The organism is Nocardia brasiliensis NBRC 14402 (assembly GCF_000308475.2).
Lineage (GTDB): Bacteria > Actinomycetota > Actinomycetes > Mycobacteriales > Mycobacteriaceae > Nocardia > Nocardia brasiliensis.
In genome coordinates this window covers 104402-124126 of the sequence record NZ_BAFT02000054.1, presented here as the reverse complement: position 1 = coordinate 124126, position 19725 = coordinate 104402, and the positions used below count along the sequence as shown (strand labels likewise).

Below are 19725 nucleotides of genomic sequence, written 5' to 3'. Positions count from 1 at the left end.
CCTCAGGCGAGCAGCTTGGCCCGCAGTGCGGCGATGTCGGCGGCGGACAGGCCCAGTCCGTCGCGCACGTAGTTGCCGAAGCTGCCGTAGGTCTGCTCCGCCTGATCGAAAGCCGCGTCGAGCCAAGGCTGTTGGACGCCGTTGAGCGCATCGTCGGGCCGCGCGTTGCGGTACTCGTTGGACAGCAGATAGTCCTGGTTCACCGTGGCGCGGTCGACACCGAGCAGGGTGAGCAGCACGGCGGCGGTCCAGCCGGTGCGATCCTTGCCCGCGGTGCAGTGGAACAGCACCGCGCCGTCCTCCGCGCCGAGGATGTCGCGCAGTACCGAGGCGAACGCCGCGTTCGCGCCGGGCGCGGTGATGAAGGCGCGGTAGAGGCTGTCGCCGCCGGTGAGCGTGCTCGCCAGCACCTCCGGCGGCGCCTGGCCGATGACGTCGTCCCAGTGCGCGCCCGCGCCCGCGGGCACCTTGTCCGGCCCGACCGCACGCTCGTAGACCGTGCGCAGGTCGTCCACGAAGCGGACCTTGCGGTCGGCCAGCGCGGCGAGATCGTCCGGCGTGGCGTTGTTGAGCTGGCCGGTGCGGTAGACCAGTCCCGTGCGGACCGTCTTGCCGTCGACCGTGCGGTAACCGCCGAGGTCGCGGGCATTCTGTACGCCCTGCAGGTGCAGCGACCGGTCGAACGCTACCGCCGACGCAGCGGGCGGATCGGCGAGCGCGACCCCGGCCACCGGACCGAAGGCGACGGCCAGGCCGGCGGCGAGGGCGATCGGGCCGCGCATCGAGCGCTGGGTCATGTGCTGGCTCCCATTCAGTGGTTCGAACTCCCCAGCCGGGGGGCTGTTTACGCGGGCACCTCGAACCGCGACAGTGCCAGCAGCCGGGAAATGGCGCGCAGGTACTTCTTGCGGTAGCCGCCGTCGAGCATCTCCTGGGAGAAGATCTCGTCCAGCTTGGCCCCCGAGACCGTGACCGGCACGCTCGCGTCGTACAACCGGTCGGCCAGCACCACGATGCGCAGCGCGACGGCCTGATCGGTCACCGGGTGCACGTTCGAGATGAACACCGCCGAGACCCCGGCGATCAACGCGCCGTACTTCGACGGATGCAGCGTGCTCAAGTGCTTCAGCAGCGCGTCGAATTCGTCGAGGGTGGCATGCTTGGTCGCGGCGGCCCGTTCGGTGAGCGCCTCGGGCGAGGTCGGATCGGGCGCGGGCGGCAGATCGCGATGGCGGTAGTCCGGGCCGTCGACCCGCACGGGCTCGAAGATCGAGCCGAGCTTCTTGATCTCGCGCAGGAAATCCTGTGCGGCGAAACGTCCTTCGCCCAGCTGACCCGGCAGCGTATTGGAGGTCGCGGCGATCGAGACGCCCTTCGCGGACAGCTCGGTCAGCAGGCGCGAGACCAGCATGGTGTCACCCGGATCGTCGAGCTCGAACTCGTCGATGCACAGCACACTGTTCGCCGACAGCCGTGCCACCGCGTTGGTGAAGCCAAGGGCACCAACCAGATTGGTGAGCTCACCGAAGGTGCCGAACGACTTCGGCGCGGGCGCGCTGTGGAAGATGGAGGCGAGCAGGTGGGTCTTGCCGACGCCGAACCCGCCGTCGAGGTACAGGCCCGCGCCGGAGACCGGCTTCTTCTTGCCGAACAAGCTCTTCTTGTTCGTGGCCTTGTGGATCTTGGCCACCTCCCCCGCGAACTCCTCGGCCTTGCGCACCGCGGCCGCCTGGCTGGGCTCTTTGGGGTCGGGAATGTAGGAGGCGAAACTGACCTCATCGAACATGGGCGGCGGCACCATCTGGGCGACGAGCTGGTCGGCCGGAACCTCCGGGTGACGGTCGACGAGGCGTTCTTGCATATGCGGAGCCTAGTGACGTGGTGTGATCTACCTTCATGCAGCGTATCCACAATGCGACCCAGCTCACAGACCTCGCTCCGGGCGATCTCGCGCAGGTGTACGCCTACCCCGAAAATCTGTCCGCACCATGGGTGCGCGCCAATTTCGTGTCCAGCATCGATGGCGCCGCCACCAGCGACGGTCGATCGGAGGGCCTCGGCACGCCCGCGGACAAGGCCGTGTTCCTGATGCTGCGCGACCTGGCCGATGTGGTGCTGGTCGGCGCGGGCACGGTCCGTTCGGAGAATTACGGCGGCGCGCGCACCGACGCACAGCTGCGGCGCGCACTGCATCGGCGCGGCGCGGGCGGCCATCCGGACGGTACGCCGCCGCCGATCGCGGTGGTCACCGCGAGCGCGGCGATCGACCTCGGCGCCCGGCTGCTCACCGACACGACGGTCCCGCCGTTGATCATCACCACGACCACCGCGCCCGCCGACCGCAAACAGCAACTCGCCGACGCGGGCGCGGAGGTGATCGAGGCGGGCGATCTCGCCGTCACGCCCAAGGGGCTGCTGCGCGTGCTGGCCGAGCGCGGCCTCTATCGCGTGCTCTGCGAGGGCGGACCGCATTTGTTCGGCGAACTGCTGGCCGCCGACGTGGTCGACGAGCTGTGCCTGACCACCGCGCCGATCCTGCTCGGCGGCACGGCCCGGCGGATCTCGTTGTCCGCGCACGAGTTCCAGCTGCGCATGCGCCGCGCACAGTTGCTGCTCGACGACGACGGCACCATGCTGACCCGCTGGGTTCGCCGATAGCCACGCCGTCGCGGCTCGTCGACCCCTGCTGTGTGAAAGACCGGGCCGAACCTGGCAGGCTGTAGCGCATGCGCTGGACTCGGGCCGTCGTGCTGGCCGCGACACTCTCGATCGTTATCGCCGGATGCGGGGCGGGGCCCTCTGACCGTCCCGGTGTGGCCGTCGAGCGCCAGCGGGTCGGCGGCGACGTCGCCACCACCTCGCCCGCCCCGCCCCGCCGCCCAGCGCCGAGCTGCCGAAAACCGATCTGGCGTGGCGCGAATGCACCAAGCCGACCCTGGACCTGCTCGGGTTCGGACCGGCCCCGGCGGGCCTGGTGCTCGACTGCGCCGAGTACTCCACCCCGATCGACGCGGCCGGCTCGGTGCTCGGCAACTTCCGGGCCGCCGCCATCCGGGCCAAGCTGCCGCAGACCCCCGCGGACGCGGCACCGCTGGTGCTCACCTCCGGCTCGGACCGATCCTCGACGGCCACCCTCGCCGGGCTGGCCACCGGACCGGCGAGCGCGCTGCTGGCCGCCCGGCCGGTCGTCGCGGTGGACCGCCGCGGCATCGGCAGCTCGCAGCCGATCGACTGCCTGCCGCCCGAGATCCGCAAGGGCATGGCCGACAACGCCCAATTCGGGCCCGGCGCAGCCGATCCGGTCGAGGCGGTGACCGGGTTCAGCCAGGACGGCACCATCGCCTGCCGCGACTTCCTGCAACCGTACGAGGGCACTTTCGACGCGCCGCACGCCGCGGACGACATCGAACAGCTGCGCAAGCAGTGGCAGGTCGAGCACATCGCGCTGCTCGGCACCGGCAACGGCGCGAAAGTCGCCCTGAGTTACGCCCGCAAGTACGGCGATCACCTGGCCCGGCTCGTCCTCGACTCCCCCGAGGCGGTCGCCGTCGACGCGACCACCCGCGCTGAACAGCAGCTCGAAGGCGCGGAAGCGGCGTTGACCGCGTTCGCGCAGCGCTGCACCGGACTCGGTTGTTCGCTCGGGCCCGACCCGCGGGCCGCGGTCACCGATCTGGTGAATCGTGCCGGTTCCGGCCAGCTCGGCGATATCTCGGCCAACGCGCTGCTCACCGCGGTGTCCGGCTTCCTCGGCGGCCCGCGCGCGGACCAGGCCGACCGGGTGCGCGAACTCGCCGACGCGCTCTCGGCCGCCGGGCGCGGTGAGCGCGGCGCGCTCGCCACCATGATCGAACGCGAATCCGCGGCGATCAGCGGCGACGGCCAATTCGTGAACCGCTGCACCGATATTCAGCAACCGCCGACCCCGACCAGGGCCAAGGAACTGATGAACACCTGGGGCAGCAAATACCCGGTGTTCGGCCGCGCGAAGGCGATCTCGCTGATGGACTGCTCGGCCTGGCCGGTGTCCACCGCACCGCAACTGCCCGAGAAACTCGACCTCCCGGTGCTGGTCCTCGGCAGCATCGCCGACCCGGTAGTCGGCAACGCGGGCCAGGCCTCGGTGGCCGGTGCGCTCGGCAAGGCGGGCGCCAGGCAGGCCGGTGTCACCTGGCAGGGCTGGGGCCATCCGGTGACCAATCATTCGACCTGTGCCCAACGCCTCTTGGTCGACTATCTGAAAGAGGCGAAGCTGCCCGCCGACGGCACCGCCTGCCCGGCCTGATCCGACCCCGCGAACAGCGCTCCTAGCGGCGCGTCGAAGAGGTCCGGGCAACCGGATCAAGGGGATTCGGTGTACCGTGCCCCAGTGTTCCTTCGACAGCTCGAGCCCCGCACCGCTCGCACCACCGCCGAGGTGATCAAGTTCGCACTCTGGCCCATCGCGGTCATGACCGTGCTGAACCGGGTTTTCATCAAGGCTGTCAACGGGTACATCACCGACGACTTCCGGCCGGTCTACCAGGCATCACTGGACTTCCTGAACCGGCGGCCGGTGTACTGGGCGAACTTCGACTCGGTCGATCCGCACTACCTGTACTACCCGAGCGGCACGCTGCTGATCGCGCCCGTGGCCTGGGTGCACGACTACGAGAAGGCGCGCTGGCTGTTCATCCTGGTGAACGTCATCGCGATCATCCTCGCCTGGTATCTGCTGCTCCGGTTGTTCCGGTTCACGGTGAGTTCGGTGGTCGCGCCGGTGCTGCTGTTCGCGATGTTCCTGTCCGAGACCGTCACCAACACACTGGTCTTCACCAACGTCAACGGCTGTATCCTCGCCGCCGAGCTGATCTTCTTGCACCTGCTGCTCAAACGTCGTGATCTGTGGGCCGGGGCGGCACTCGGGTTGAGTCTCGCGGTGAAACCGACGCTGGTGCCGCTACTTCTCATCGCCCTTGTTCGAGGCCAGTGGAAGGTCTTCATCACCGCCATCGGCGTGCCGGTCGCCTTGATGGCGATCGCATGGCCGCTGTCGGTGGACCCGGAGAAATTCTTCAGTCACACCGCGCCGTACCTGTTCGAGACGCGCGATTACTTCAACAGCGCGATCGCGGGCAACGGCGAGTACTACGGTCTGCCGCCCTGGCTGATCTGGGGCATGCGCCTGGGCATGGGCGTGCTCGTCGCCATTTCGCTCTGGCTGCTGTACCGGTACTACCGCGAAGACGAACTGTTCTTCGTGTGCACGTCCTCCGGCGTGCTGCTCACCGCGATGTTCCTGCTGCCCTCGCTGGGCCAGATGTACTACTCGATGATGCTGTTCCCGTTCCTGATGACCGTCGTGCTGCGCAATTCGGTGCTGCGCAACTGGCCCGCCTGGCTCGCGGTGTTCGGTTTCATGAGCTACGACAAGTGGCTCTCGGATCGTCCGGGCTGGCAGCACTGGGGTCGCGACGTCGAATACCTGCGCATCACCTTCGGCTGGGGGCTGCTGCTGTTGGTCGTGTTCTGTGTGCTGGGTGAGCGGTACCTGTCCGCGCGCCGCGAAGGGCGGCTGCAGTTCGGCATCGACCCGACCTGGATCAAGCCGGTGCCCGCCGCGGCCCCCGCACCCACGACCGAGAAGCCCAGCTCGGCCAACGGTTCGGCGACAGTTGTCGCCAAACCTATTAGCGTGGAGTGATGAGTTCCGAAGCCGACACCTCCCTGCCTGCCCCGCGGATCCAGCTCACGCCGCAGGAGTGGCGACTGAAGCTGAACCCCGAGGAGTACGCGGTGCTGCGCGAGGCCGCGACCGAACGCCCCTTCGTCGGTGAATACACCGACACCAAAACCGACGGCGTCTACGAGTGCCGGGCCTGCGGGGCCGAATTGTTCCGCAGCACCGAGAAATTCGACTCGCACTGCGGCTGGCCGTCGTTCTTCGACCCGGCGAAATCCGACGCGGTGATCCTGAAAGCCGACGACACCCTCGGCATGCACCGCGTCGAAGTGCTGTGCGCGAACTGCCACAGCCACCTCGGCCACGTCTTCGAGGGCGAGGGCTACAGCACCCCCACCGACAAGCGCTACTGCATCAACTCGATCTCGCTGCGGCTGGTGCCGGCAGACGGGTCCAGCAGCTGATTCGCGGGGAATCTACCCGGCTGAGTTCGGCGGAATAGGAACACTCCAGAACTCGGGGAGCTCCGCGGGGCTGATGGTGCCGAATTGGCCGAATGATCCCAGGATGAATATGTAGAGGATCATTATGGCGTTGGTGACGCCGATGACGGCGAGTACGGGGATGACGCGTTGCAGGGGCCGGGGTGCGGTGACCGCTGGTTCGAAGAACTGTGTGCCTTTGGTTTTGTACCAGTAGTAGAAGCTGAGGTAGCTGAGCATGAGAATGCTGAAGGAGATGGTTTCGTAGAGTGGGAATTGGTGCCAGGTGCCGGAGAAGAGGGTGAACCCCTCGATTCCACTGTCCCAGCGGAAGAAACCCAGGGCATAGAAGAGCGGATCTGCGGGAAGGGTGAACAGCACACTGGTCCCGACGAGCAGGGGGATGAAGCGTGCGGTGCTGAGCCGGTAGCGACGGCGTAGTCGAATGAGCAGGCTGCACGCGGTCATGCCGGCGACGGCGCCGCCTACCCAGGCGGGGACGAGGATGAGCAGCTGGGTGGGCTCGTAGTGTGCGGGAGCGCCGGACCAGCCGGGAACGTAGGGCGCCCAGGAGGATATGACGGCGACACCGTTGGCGTTGTACTGCATGACTTGGGTCCGGAGATTGACCAGAGGTTCGATCCATAGCGACAGCAAAGTCCCGAGACAGAGCGCGAGTTCGAGATTCATTCGCCCCTCTCTGCGCATCCGGCGCAGGTAGACCGCCAAACCGGCGACGATGATCGCGCTGTAGAAAGCACAGATCACCAGTTCGGTGACGATCGGGAAGTTGTTGTCGGAGTCCCGGGCCGGGGCGAGCCGGTGTCCGCCGTCGGCGAGCCAGCGGACGAAGATGATCAGCTGCACCACCAGCGTCACCACGCCGAACGTGGTCCAGGCCGGGCGAGGCAGCAGGAACCAGCTGTGTTTGTCAGTTGCTGGTCGGGGGGCGGCTGCGGTGTCGATGGTCAACGTGTGCTCCTCGTAGCGTGCGGATAAGGGTGGGCGGGGCCAGCAACGAGCGTGGCGGTCGTAGCAGGTGCAGCACGTCGAGTACCGCGCGCGCGACCTGTGGGTTGTCGGTGGCGCCGGTGAAAACATGCTTGGCGTAGCGGTCGGTGACGCGTTGGATCAGTGTTGGTGGGCCGCCGGCGGTGGTGGGCCAGCTCAGGTCAGTGGTCGTGGCCAGTTGCCAGGCCCAGTTGTTGATGTGGGCGAGTCGCCGGTGGAATCGAGGGGCGAGGTCGGTGCGATGGGGCCGGGCTCGGCAGCATTGCGCCAGTAGTGCGGCGCCGGCGGCCGCGGTGCTCATGCCTTGGGCATAAATGGGGTTGAGGCTGCACACAGCGTCGCCCAGGTGGACGAGATTGGTCGGTTGGCCGTGCGCATGCTCGAAGTACCGGCGGCGGTTGCTCGTGGCATGCGTGGCGATGATCGGGGTCAGGGGTGTGGCTTCGGTGAGGGCGTCGGCGATGGCTTGGGTGGGCAGACTGCGGGCGAAACGCAGAAAGTTCTCCTCCGCCGTGGGCGGACGGTGGGACTTGACCCCGAGCAGGCTGACGATCCAGCGGTTGTCTTCGATGGGAGCGAGTACCGCCCCGCGGGGACGATCCGGTGCGGCGAGCTGGATGTAGCAGGCGTGCCAGTCGCCCAGGTGATGTTCGGGGATCTCGAATTGTCGGCTGGCGTAGCCGATGTGTGCGTCGATCACGACCTCCGGCACCGGCGGACAGCCCAGCTCGGTCAGCCAGTGCGTGGCGCGGGAACCGCGGCCGGTGGCGTCCACGACGAGGTCGGCGGCGATGGGTGCGGGAGTCGCGTGCAGCCGGACCCCGGTGACGGTCCTCGCGTCGCCGATCAGGCCCTCGACGGCATGCCCGCAGCGCAGATGGACGCGTGGGTGCATGCGGACACGTTCTCGCAGAACCGATTCCATCAGCACTCGGCTGGCGCCATAGATCGTCAACGACGAGCGGAACCGCTTGCTCCAGCCTGTCGGATTGTAGATGGCCGCGTCGGCGGCGAAATCGAAGGCTCCGGCGCCGGCCGCGACCAGGTCGGCGGCGAATCCCGGTAGCAGGTGCTCGATCTCGCGCAGTCCCCGGTGCACCAGCGCGTGCAGGTGGGCCGACTGCGGCACACCCGGCCGGGGCCCCGCGAGGAGCCGATCCCGTTCGACGACAACAACTTCGTCGACGTACTGGGCCAGCGCCTGGGCGGCCAGCAGACCAGCGATGCTGCCGCCGAGAATCACCGCCCGCATGAGTTCACCTCCGGATCGAAGAAGCCGGTAGCGCCGCGATATTGCCGATTACGCGGTGCCGCGCCGTTGCGGCCGTCATGGCGATACCGGCTCCCCGTGCACGGTCTCGGACGAAGTGTCGGTGTGGCCCATTCGTTCGGCGATCCATTCGGCGAGCGCGGCCGGTGTGGGGCGGACCCAGACGACGCCGGGATCGAGCACGATGCCGAGGGTGCGGCCGAGTTGGTTTTGTAGCTGAACCGCCCCGAGCGAGTCCATGCCCAGGATGACCAGGCTCGTGGACGCGGTGATGTGGCGCGCGGTGCCGCCCAGGACTTGCCGGACGCAGTCGATGATGTGCCGTTCCAGGATGCCGCGGCGGTGGTGGTCGCCGGTGGCCGACAGTAGTTCGGCCACGACGGGGCTGGTGTCGTCTTCGGCGGCGGTGTCGACCACCTCCGCGAACAGGGTGTTGGCCGCCGCGTGCGGATAGGGCTCCAGCCAGCGATCGAGATCCACCGGGGCGTAAGCGATCTGGCCGTACCCTGCGATCAGGGTTCGTTCCAGTGCGTCGGTGCCCTCGGCGGGGTCGATCAGGCCGAGGCCGCGCTCGGCCATGTGCCGGCCGCGGCCGATATCACCCCACGCACCCCACTGGATAGCGCTGGCCGGCAGCCCTTGGGCGCGGCGCCATGCGGTGAACTCGTCGAGCCAGGCGTTGGCCGCGGCGTAGGCGGCTTGCCCGGGGGAACCCAGCAGCGCCGCGCACGAGGAGTAGTTGACCCAGAAATCCAACGGCACAGCACGGCGTTGCAGGGCTGCGTGCAAGGCCCAGGCCCCGTCGACCTTGCCGCGCCACACGCGAGTGATCAGCTCGGGGGTGAGGGTGGTCAACGTGGCGTCGTCGACCACGCCCGCCGAGTGGATGATGCCGCGCAGTGGATAGCCCTCAGTGGTGGTGATGGCGCGTTCGGCGGTGCGGGCATCGCCCAGGTCACCGACGACAACCGAGACACCGGTGCCTCCGTCGCGGAGGCTGTCCAAGGCTGTTCGGACCTCGGGTGAGGGGGCGTTCCAGCCACAGATCACCAGGTGTCCGGCGCGGCGCGCGGCCAGCCATCGGGCTGCGGTCAGTCCGAGTGCTCCGACGCCGCCGGTGACCAGGTAGGCGGCGTCGGGTTGCACCGGGGTGTCCAGGGCCGACGCCGGGCAGGGCGCGGGCAGGCCCAACCGTAGCCGCGCCAGGTGGCGTCCGCCCTGGCGCCAAGCGATCTCTGTGGGTATCTCAGCAGCGGTGCGCAGGTCGCGGGCTATGTCGGTGACCGCGACACTGCCGTCGGTGCGCACCATGCTGGGGACCAGTTGCGGGCATTCGTAGACGGCGCTGCGCAGCAAGCCCGATAAGCCGCCGGCTGCCGGGGAGGGGTGACCGTTGCGGCTGTGCAGGGCGAGCCACAGGCGTGGTGGTTTCGCCAGGGTGGCGAGTACGGCCAGGACTGCGGCCACGCGGGTGACCTGGGCGCGCGCCGTGGTCGGCGAGTTCGGGCCGGCGTCGGGATCGCGGTCGTGTACCGCGATCACGACGCCGGCGCAGCGCTCGGTCGATCCCGCGACATTGTCGTGTCCGAGCGCGGCGGTGAACTGGTCGGCGAAGACGCCGGGATCGGCGAGCGGGTGCACGAAGGTCCGCGCGCCTGCGCCCAGGGCCTCGGTCAGGGTTGGGCCCCAGTCGGTTTCGGGTTCGGCCACGACCAGCCATCGGGTGCGGGTGGCCGTGGCACCGGTGTCGTCCGGGGGCGGTACCGGCTCCCATGTCTGATGGGCGACCCGTTGCTGGAACCGTTGCTCGGGCGAGGTGATGTTCACCAGACGCAGTTCATCGATCTCGGCGGTGACCGAACCCTCCGCGGTGGTCAGCACGGCGTTCGCGGTGAATTCCAGGCGGCTGCTCGCGGTCACCGTGACGTGTGCGAGCCGGGTGTGGCCGACCCGTCCGTGGATTCGGATGTCGCCGATGCCGGCGACCATCACCGGTCCCGGTTCGGTGTCGTGGCGCAGCAGCCAGATCGACGCGGCAGTCTGCACCATGGCGTCGATCAGCGCAGGGTGGGCCGTCATCGTCCAAGCGGACACGCGCGCGGTGTCGGGGATTCGGATCGTCCCGATCGCGTGGGTGTTGTCCGCGTGCAGTCGCAGGCGTTCGGTGGCGGCGAAAGCGGCGCCGTGCTGCACACTGTGGCGTTGCTCGAATCGCCGGTACAGTTCCGCGGGTACTACGTCCTGCCAGTCGGGGTCGTCCTCGGCAGGCGCGGCGAAGCCGGCCCCGGGCTGGGCGGGCAGCGCCCGCACCGTTGCGCGGGCATGCACTACCGAACCGTGCTCGGTCGCGGCCCGCACGTGCGCTCGGTACTCGTGCTCGGCACTGGGCGTGAGGCACGTGGTGACCGTTGGTTCCGGCGCGAGCACCAGCGGTTTGTCGAGAATCAGACCGGACAGTGCGACGCTGTGCGTGTCGAATACGCGCGTCGCCGCGGTGAGCATCATGTCGGCGATCGCGGTGCCCGACAGCACCGGTACATCGGCGACTCGGTGATCGGCCAGCCACGGCACCCGAGCCGGACTGATCGGTGTCTGGAACAGATGCCGCCCCGGGTTTTCCGGGTCGTGCACATGCCCGCCGAGCAGCGGATGCTGATCGGCCCCGACCAGACCTGGTGCGACGAGCTGGTAGGGCGGCGCGGTGCCGCCGTGCCGAATCCGGCGCCATGCCGTGGGCGGCAGCTCCGCCAGCGCACCGTCGCGGTAACGGCACGACCAATCGACCTGCGCGCCTGCGCAATGCGCACTCAGCAGCTGTGTCAGGAAGGCGTGGCGGTCCGGGGTGTCGCGGCGCAGGGTACCGAGCGCGACTACGTCCTCGATGCCGAGATCGCTGGTGCTGTCGATGATCGCGCCGACCGCGAGGGGGTGCGGGGAGCTCTCGATCAGGAGGCGATGCCCCGCCGTCACGGCGGCCGCACAGGCGGCGGCGAACCGCACAGGGCGACGCAGATTGTCCACCCAGTACTGAGCGTCGAGCGGGCCGGGATCGCACGCATCGTCGGTAACCGTGGAGTAGAACGGCAATCGCGGTGGGCGCGGGGCGAGTTCGGCCAGGGTGGTGCGCAACCTGTCGAGGATGGGGTCGACGTGCGCGGAATGCGACGCGACGTCGACGTCGATCATCCGGGTCAGGACGTCGCGGGCGTTCCACTCCCGCACCAGCTCGGCGATCTGTGCCGGATCACCGGAGACCACGGTCGAGTTCGGTGCCGCGAGCACCGCGACCGACACCCGATCAGCGCGGGCACGGTCGAGATCGGCGGCCACCGCGGCGGCGCCCAGCAGTACCGAGACCATCGCGCCGCCGGCGATCATGTGCATCAACGCCGATCGCCGGCAGATCACCGCGACGGCGTCGGCCGGTTCCAGCGCCCCGGCCACCACGGCCGCGGCCACCTCCCCCATCGAATGCCCGATGACACCGGCGGGGTGCACGCCCCACGATCGCCACAGTTCGGTCAGCGCGAGCTGAACCGCGAACAGCGTGGGCTGTATTCGCCTGATCCCGCGCAACCGCGCGGGATCACGCAGCATCTCGTGCAGCGAGAACTCACTCTCGGCGCGGACCAGCGGTGCGAGTTCGTCGATGGTCCGGCGAAACGCCGGTTCGGTGTCCAGCAGGCCCTGGCACATGCCTGGCCATTGCGATCCCTGTCCGGTGTAGACGAATACGGGACCGGCGTGCCCGTCGGGCAGCCGCACCGTATCCGACACCACCGAGTCACTGTCGTGTCCGGCTGCCAAGGCACGCGCGGACCGGACGATCTCGGCACGATCCGCGGCGATCAACCCGGCCCGGTGTGGCGCGTGCCAGCGGCGGGTGTTCAGTGTGTGCGCGAGGTCGGCCGGCGGCGTCGCCCTGCCCTCGATATCGCTGTCGAGCCAGTCGGCAAGTCCGATCGCGTTGCGTACCAAGGTTTCCGACGAACCCGACGAGAGCAGGAACACGTCGAGAGACGAGTTCGAAGCGGGTGCGGTGCGGCCGGTCACCGCCCGTGGCGCAGAGCCGGTGGGCGCCTGTTCGAGTACGAGGTGTGCGTTGGTGCCGACCAGCCCGTAGGAGGACACGGCCGCCAGCCGGGCCCCGTCCGCGACCGGCCATTCTTGCAACTCGGTGGGCACGAACAACCGGGAATTCTCACGTCGGGTGATCTGGCGGTTCCAGGTCCGGAAGTTGAGATTCGGCGGAATCCGCCCGTGGCGCAACGCCTGTACCGCCTTGATCGTGCCGGCGATCCCCGAAACCGGCTCGGTGTGCCCGATATTGGTCTTCACCGAACCCAATGCGCAAGCGCCGCGGCCGATCCCGTACACCGCGTCCAACGACTCGAACTCCACCGGGTCGCCCACCGCGGTACCCGGCCCGTGCGTCTCCACCAGACCCACCTCACCGGGATCGATGTCCGCGCGCGCCACCACATGTCGGAACAGCTGCTGCTGCAACACCGTCGACGGCGCGGTCAGGCGACCGGATCGCCCGTCGTTGTTCGTGCCGGATCCCCGGATCACCGCCAGCACGCGATCGCCGTCCCGGCGCGCGTCGGCCAACCGCTTCAGCACCAGCACTCCCGCGCCCTCGCCGCGCACGTATCCGTCGGCCCGGTCGTCGAAAGCGTGGCAGTGGCCGCGCCGAGACAGCAGGTACGGCGCCTCCAGATGGTGGGTCTCCGGCGCGATCATCAGCATCACGGCCCCGGCCAGCGCCAGTTCGCAATCGCCGGCGGTGAGTTGTGTGCACGCCACATCGACCGCGACCAGACCGGACGAACAATGCGTCCCGATCACCATCACCGGACCACGAAGATCCAGGCCGAACGCGACGCGGCCCGCGGCACCGGCGTGGAAATTGCCGAACAGATACAGCGAATCCAGCGCGTCCTGAACCGGTCTGGCCTCCCGCCACAGATTGTCCGGGGAGTACACCCCCATGTACACGCCCGTCCGCGAGCCGCGTACCCGGTCGATCGGGAGACCGGCATGCTCCACCGCCTCCCACGACACCTCCATCAGCATCCGGAACTGCGGATCCACCCACGCCGCCTCCACCGGCGCCACCGAGAACGCCTCCGGATCCCACGACCACGGATCCCCCTCGACGAAACACCCCATGCCGTAACGATTCACGCCATCGGGATGCTGAAACCCCTGCAACCGAGCCGCATCCCAGCGCGCGGCCGGCACCGGCCCTACCGCCTCGCGACCACTGGTCACCAGATCCCACAAACCCGCCGGCGAACTCACCCCGCCCGGCAACCGGCACCCCATACCAATGATCGCCACCGGGTCTTCCGCCGAAGCCGACATGATCAGCCACCTCCCATAAATTTTGAAGCACGACAAATCGACCTTCAGTCGAGCCGATGCTGGATCCGCAACGCCGCGGGATCGGCAATATGACGCCGAATGTCAGTTCGGTGCCGATTCGAGGACCATGTATTGTCTGGGACTGCTCAGCACCGCGACCGGTTTGGATCCAACCGATAATGCCGGCGTTGCCCGCGCGTTGAATGAACGCATGGACACACAGCTCGATACGACGTCGGGATATGAAGTTCTTCGGAGTCCGACCACGGCGACACCAGCAGCCCCGATGCAACGGGAGGGCAAGCGTCGCAAGGCTTTCCGGGTAAAGCTTTTTAGGCGGGGATTGGCCTTCTGACCGTTGGGAAGTTGCCCTGCGGCGATTCTCTGACGCTCCGGTCGAGGAGCGACCCGCTTTCTCGAGTACACATATTGTTGCATCAGCAGTAGATCTCCGGAAGGAGAATTGAATCCAGTATTCCAGGTGTCGACCGACTGGAAGGTTTTAATTCTCGACCACCCGCACCCCGCGGATACAGCCATCTCGGCGGCACCGCACCACGCCTACTGGACCGTCACCGTCGACGACGTCCCCCGACGGGACTTGTGCGCGCCTATGTGCGGCCGCAAGCGCAATCTGTTTCTGGCCGGTCGAGGTCGCCACCTCGAGTCTGCGGCACCTCTGCTGCGAGCGGGATTCGGCACGCTCGAGGTCGGCTGCGGAGATCACCCCACGGCCTGATGGCGACGGTCTCGTTCCCGTGCAGGTTCAGTGCGGTGCGGCGCCGGTGATCAGCCCGCCGAGCATGGCCCGGGCCAGCTCTACTGCTCGAGCACGGCTGCGAGCGAGATCGCCGGATTCGGCGATGGCGAGCGACATTTCGGTGAGGGCGCCGTAGAAAGCGCGGGCGAGTAGTTCGGGCGGGTGTGGCTGTATTCGCCCGGCATCGAGCAGGTTCCGGGCGGCGGTTACGACGAGTCCGTTGAGGTGGTGCTGGTCGATTTCGCGCCAGCGTCGCCAGCCCAGCGCGATGGGGCCCTGTAGCAGCACGATGTGGCGATAGGCGGGTTCGGTGCAGATGTCGAGAAAGACTTCCATCGCGCGGCCGACGCCTTCCAAGGGATCGGCCGACGAGTTGATCGCGGCTCGGATACGTTGTGCCGCTTGCTGTTCGAGTTCGTCGAGGACTGCTTCGAACAGGCCCTTCTTGCCGTCGAAGTGGTGATAGAGCGCGCCGCGGGTCAGGCCGGCGGCACGCACCAGCTCCTCTGCCGACAGATCGGCGTACTCCCGTTCGGCGAACAGGCGAGCCCCGGTCTCGAGCAGCGTCTGCCGGGTGTTCTCGACGTGCTTGTCACGCAAAGACTCCATACGCTACGTTTAGCACATACAGCGTGTATGTCAGATGCACAGTGCATTGATCGGAGTCGCCTGGATGGACAAGACGGTGGATGTGGTGATCGTTGGCGCCGGTATCGCGGGCCTCGTCGCTGCGCGGGACTTGATGCGCGGCGGATCCGAGGTGCTGGTCCTCGAGGCGCGTGAGCGAGTGGGCGGCCGTGTGCTCAACGCTGAACTGCCCGGTGGCTCGCCCATCGAAGTCGGCGGTCAGTGGGTCGGCCCGACGCAGCATCGGGTAATGGCGTTGATCGGCGAGTTGGGGCTGCGGACCTATCCCACGCACACCGCTGGGCGTCACATCGCCGAGCTGGGCGGCTCTCGCTCGGAACACACCGGTCGTATTCCGCGGGTCGATCCGCTGACGTTGGTCGATATCGCCCAGGCGCGCTTTCGCCTGGACCGGTTGGCACGCAAAGTCGCCCGGACCGAGCCATGGGAGTACAGGCTGGCGGAGTCCCTGGATGCGCAGACCTTCGACACGTGGCTGCGCGACCACGCACGCACCTCCGGCGGGCGAGCCTTCTTCCGATTGATCACCGAAGCCGTGTTCTCCACGGGGCCGCAGGACATGTCGGCGCTGTGGGCGAACTTCTATATCGGTGCCGCCGGCGGGCTCGACGCGCTGATCAATGTCGTCGGGGGTGCCCAGCAGGACCGGGTCGTGGGCGGCACCCACACCATCGCGCTGGCCCTGGCTCACGAACTCGGGGAACAGATCGTCCTCGACAGTCCGGTCACCGAAATCGATTGGGACGACACCGGAGTGCGAGTCCACGCCAATGGTGGGATGGTGCGTGCGCGCCGCGCCGTGATCGCGGTGCCACCGCCGCTGGCCGCCCGGATTTGGTTCACCCCGGGCCTGCCCGGTGATCGCGACCAACTCGTGCAGCGCATGCCGATGGGCCGGGTGATCAAGGTCAACGTCGTCTACGACGAACCGTTCTGGCGGGCCGAAGGCTGGTCCGGACAGGCCAACAGCGACCGGCGAGCCCTGGGCACCGTCTTCGACAACACGCCCTTCGCCGGTAGCCCGGGCGTGCTCGTCGGGTTTCTCGAGGGCCGCCACGCCGACACCAGCGCCCGACTGGATCTGGCACGGCGGCGCGCACTGGTGCTCGAGGACCTGGCCGGATACTTCGGCCCGCGCGCCCGCCAACCCCTCGACTACATCGAAAAAGACTGGGCCGAAGAGGAATACAGCCGCGGCTGTTACGGCGCGTTCACTACACCCGGCACCCTGACCCGGTTCGGGCCCGCGCTGCGCCGCCCCATCGGCCCGCTGCACTGGGCAGGCACCGAAACCGCAACCGTCTGGCCCGGCTATATCGACGGCGCCGCCGAGTCCGGTCACCGCGCCGCCAGGGAGATCAGCAGTGCCCGAACGACCGCTGCGGCCGACAGATAGCCGCCCGGAAAGGCAGACATGAGCAGCAAACACCGGATGCAGACCGAGGACACCTCAGGCTCGATGCCGACCACCGCGACCGTGGCGGTGGTCGGCGCCGGGCTGGCGGGACTGACAGCGGCCCGCGCTCTACATCGGGCAGGTGTCGATGTGCTCGTGCTCGAAGCCGCCGACCGGTTGGGTGGGCGCGTGATGAGTGAGACCACCGCGCTGGGATCACGCGTGGATCTGGGCGGGCAGTGGATCGGCCACGACCATCCCCGCATCGCCGCATTGGCGGCCGAACTGGGCGCCACCCAGTTCCGCATGCACACCAGGCAGCGGCCGACCATCCTCGACGGCGCTCACCAGGTGCCGTTGGGTGCGCCGTCCATGCTGGCGGCCGCGACTGTTCTGATCGGACTCGAGGCGTTGTCCCGCAGCCATCCGCCCCAGCGGTGGGGTACCACCACCGTCGCGGACTGGTTGGCCAAGGTGCCCGGGCGCACGCCCCGGCGAGTGCTGGAACTGGCCGCCATGACGTCGTGGTGCGCCGACCTCGACCGGTTCTCGGTGCAGGCGATGATGAGGTTGATCCGCCTGCAGGGTGGACTCCGGAACATGCTGTCGACCACGGGCGGTGCGCAGGAGAGTCTGTTGGTCGAAGGCGTCGGCACCCTGATCGACGGCTTGGCCGCCGAACTCGGTCCCCGTGTCCGTCCCGGACATCGCGTCACCTCGATCGCCGAAGGCGCCGACGGCCGCACCCTCACCACGACCGCCGGGACGATCACCGCCACCAAAGTCGTTGTGACAGTGCCGCCCCCGTTGCTGAAGCGCATCGATTTCCGGCCGTCCCTGCCGCCGGATCGCAGCGCCGTCGCGGCCCGCACCTACATGGGGTCGGTCTACAAAGCGATCGCCGTGTTCCCGAGGCCGTTCTGGCGAGACCGGAGCAAGAACACGGAGATCATCGTTCTGGATACGCCCGGGATCGCCGTGTTCGACACCAGCCCGCCCGGCGGCCCCGGCCACCTGTGCATGCTGGTGGGCGGCCCGCACGCGCGCACCCTCGACCACCTCGACGTCGCGTCCCGGCGCGAAACCGTCCTCGGCCCCCTGGTCTCCTGGCTGGGCACCGAGGTCCTCGAGCCGGTGAGCTGGCACGAGAAAGCCTGGCATCTCGACGACCACGTCGGGGGCGGCTACACCGCGCTTCCCGAACCCGGCACCACCAACGCGACCATACCCACCTTGTTCCCACCGGTCGGCGACATCCATTGGGCTGGTACCGAAACCGCGGTCGACCACCCGGGCTACCTCGACGGTGCCATCGAATCCGGCCAGCGCGCAGCCCGCGAGGTTCTCGACGGCCTCGCGTAGCGAGACCAGCCGGGCTCGAAAACGGCGGTGGCCGGGCCGCCCTGTTGAACGCCGATCCGTCGGGTTGCTTCGGCACACTCGTCTGTGACACTCGTTTCGCAAGTTGCAGGTATGCCTCAACGGTGCCCGAACCCGCAATGAATGCGCCGCTCTGCCCGCCGAAAGCAACAACAACCTGATCCTGGCCGCTCGTCACATCATCGACCAGACATTCGGACAGTCCCACTGACTGAATGGCCTGAGCTCCGGTGGTCGGCCTCGTGTACGCCGATGCCGAGACCTCAGATCGGTTGGCCCGCTCGGGATCGCAGTACTGCGGTGACGATGGCGCGGGACTGGATCTCGACGAGCCGCGCCAGGGGCACCGGCTGACCTGGGGCGTGGCGCTCGACCTCGGCGCTCCATTGGTCGAAGATCGCGCCGAAGCGCCGGCGTTCGGCTGTCACCTGGGCGTCGTCGGGTCGTCGGGTGGCGAGGTCGTCGAGGACGCGGCACATCATGCCGCCGACACGGAGTCGGAACATGCCGAGCCAGACGTAGTTCTCGACGAAGATCTCGCCGAGCGTGGCCGGACGGTCGGGGTCGGGCGCCTTCTCCTTCTCCGTTGCCATGTTCGGCAGATCGGCCAGCGTTGCCCGCACCGAACGCTCCAGTGGGGTACTGCCGTCGAGTCGATCCGCTACTCGTTCGAGCGATTCGCGGGTGCTGGCGGCGAGTTCGCGGTAAGCCGTGGCGGTGGCGGCGAAGAGGTCACCACGGGAGCGGGCACTCGGGGCTTTGTCGGAGATCCGGGGGTCCACCCAGAGCGGCAACTCGGACACCAGTACGGCCGTGCCGTACGGCGCGGCGTAGTCGCGCGAGCCACCGCCGCCGAGCGCCGCCACCGGATCCACGCCCACCTCGGTCAGCGCGTCGGCCATCTGGTCGAAGCGGGGGACCTCGAAAACGCCGGGGGCCCAGGCTCGCCCGCCGGGCGCGTCCGGTGCACCGGTGTAGATCGGCACGTCGGCCGCAGTCAGCGAGTCGGTGAGCGCCGACCAGTAGGACTGGTCGCCGCCGGAGGTGTAGAAGAAACCACCGCCGAAGTCCGCGTTGTGCAGCGAGGCGATGAGCGTCGGGCGGGTGCGGTCGATCAACGTCATCAAGGCGCGGGTCTCCGGCATCGGTGTGCCGACCGGAGTGCCACGCCAGGTGATCGGGAACGCCCATTCGGGCTGCTCGGTGACCGTGGGCCGATAGAAGTGGCGTGCGACGTCGGTGCGGGTGCGCGGGCCGGCGAACCAGCCCTCGTTCAGCCGGGTGCCGTCGGGATCGATGCACAGCACGAAATGCCAAGTGGCACCGGCTGAGAGGGTTTCGTCTGCGGCGAGCCTGCCGACCAAATGCGCGATGGTGGCCATGCCGATGGGCTCGTTGGCGTGCGGGCTGCCGAACACCAGGATGTTCCGCTCACCCGTCCCCACCTGCACCGAACGGATCGGATCGCCTGCGCGGGAGCGACCGATCTCGGTGACCCGCAATCGATCCGGCGCAGCCGCCAGCAGTCGGTCGATCTCGCTGTTCAGTTCGTCCACTTTGGGGAACGCGTCCAGGGGCTCGACCCGGCCGACGATCCGGGCGACCTCGTCCGTCGCGTCAGGCGTGTCTTCACGGCCGCATCCGGCAGCAAGGGTGGCACAGGCCAGGGCGGTCAGGCTCAGCAGAGTTCGACGATTCAGCTCGGTCATGCACAGCTCGTTTCGATAATTCGATTATTTCAGTAATCAG

General features: G+C 68.2%; 12 protein-coding genes and 1 pseudogene. 6 read left to right on the top strand and 7 right to left on the bottom strand.

Annotation, left to right across the window (positions count from 1 at the left end):
* Window positions 1-2 precede the first annotated feature (2 nt).
* Complete coding sequence (locus TY25_RS16765) at window positions 3-797, bottom strand: tyrosine-protein phosphatase (protein ID WP_042257183.1); 795 nt, start codon at window positions 795-797, stop codon at window positions 3-5.
* Window positions 798-844: 47 nt separating this feature from the next.
* Window positions 845-1861 (bottom strand): cell division protein ZapE, encoded by a 1017-nt coding sequence (zapE, locus tag TY25_RS16760; protein WP_042257181.1) that lies wholly within the window; start codon window positions 1859-1861, stop codon window positions 845-847.
* Window positions 1862-1896: 35 nt separating this feature from the next.
* Between zapE and TY25_RS16755 the strand changes: the two genes are divergently transcribed.
* The 4 genes and pseudogenes from TY25_RS16755 (at window position 1897) to msrB (ending at window position 6126) form a co-directional block, all read left to right on the top strand.
* A complete protein-coding gene (locus tag TY25_RS16755) occupies window positions 1897-2658 on the top strand; it encodes a pyrimidine reductase family protein (protein WP_042257179.1) in 762 nt (253 codons plus the stop codon).
* A gap of 68 nt (window positions 2659-2726) precedes the next feature.
* A pseudogene (locus tag TY25_RS16750) lies at window positions 2727-4285 on the top strand (alpha/beta hydrolase).
* Window positions 4286-4369: 84 nt separating this feature from the next.
* Window positions 4370-5683 (top strand): glycosyltransferase family 87 protein, encoded by a 1314-nt coding sequence (locus tag TY25_RS16745; RefSeq protein WP_042257178.1) that lies wholly within the window; start codon window positions 4370-4372, stop codon window positions 5681-5683.
* A complete protein-coding gene (gene msrB, locus TY25_RS16740) occupies window positions 5683-6126 on the top strand; it encodes a peptide-methionine (R)-S-oxide reductase MsrB (RefSeq protein ID WP_042257176.1) in 444 nt (147 codons plus the stop codon). Before TY25_RS16745 ends, msrB begins: the two co-directional genes overlap by 1 nt.
* A gap of 12 nt (window positions 6127-6138) precedes the next feature.
* On the opposite strand, the gene TY25_RS16735 is transcribed toward msrB, so the two are convergent.
* The 4 genes from TY25_RS16735 to TY25_RS16720 all read right to left on the bottom strand — a co-directional run bounded on the left by TY25_RS16735 (window position 6139) and on the right by TY25_RS16720 (window position 15161).
* The gene (locus tag TY25_RS16735) at window positions 6139-7116 is read right to left on the bottom strand and encodes a spirocyclase AveC family protein (protein ID WP_162184208.1); all 978 of its coding nucleotides are present in this window, start codon (window positions 7114-7116) and stop codon (window positions 6139-6141) included.
* Window positions 7076-8407, bottom strand: a complete 1332-nt coding sequence (locus tag TY25_RS42715) for an NAD(P)/FAD-dependent oxidoreductase (protein WP_042257174.1) — start codon at window positions 8405-8407, stop codon at window positions 7076-7078. Before TY25_RS42715 ends, TY25_RS16735 begins: the two co-directional genes overlap by 41 nt.
* Window positions 8408-8482: 75 nt before the next feature.
* Window positions 8483-13792 (bottom strand): type I polyketide synthase, encoded by a 5310-nt coding sequence (locus tag TY25_RS16725; RefSeq protein WP_081868918.1) that lies wholly within the window; start codon window positions 13790-13792, stop codon window positions 8483-8485.
* 766 nt (window positions 13793-14558) lie between these two features.
* Window positions 14559-15161, bottom strand: a complete 603-nt coding sequence (locus TY25_RS16720; RefSeq protein ID WP_042257171.1) for a TetR/AcrR family transcriptional regulator — start codon at window positions 15159-15161, stop codon at window positions 14559-14561.
* Between the two features lie 64 nt (window positions 15162-15225).
* On the opposite strand from TY25_RS16720, the gene TY25_RS16715 reads away from it, so the two are divergent.
* Window positions 15226-16596 (top strand): flavin monoamine oxidase family protein, encoded by a 1371-nt coding sequence (locus TY25_RS16715; protein WP_042257169.1) that lies wholly within the window; start codon window positions 15226-15228, stop codon window positions 16594-16596.
* An 18-nt stretch (window positions 16597-16614) separates the two neighbouring features.
* A complete protein-coding gene (locus TY25_RS16710) occupies window positions 16615-17958 on the top strand; it encodes a flavin monoamine oxidase family protein (RefSeq protein WP_226887247.1) in 1344 nt (447 codons plus the stop codon).
* Window positions 17959-18239: 281 nt separating this feature from the next.
* Here TY25_RS16710 and TY25_RS16705 read toward each other — a convergent pair whose 3' ends face one another.
* A complete protein-coding gene (locus tag TY25_RS16705; RefSeq protein ID WP_042257167.1) occupies window positions 18240-19685 on the bottom strand; it encodes a M14 family zinc carboxypeptidase in 1446 nt (481 codons plus the stop codon).
* Between the last annotated feature and the right edge of the window lie 40 nt (window positions 19686-19725).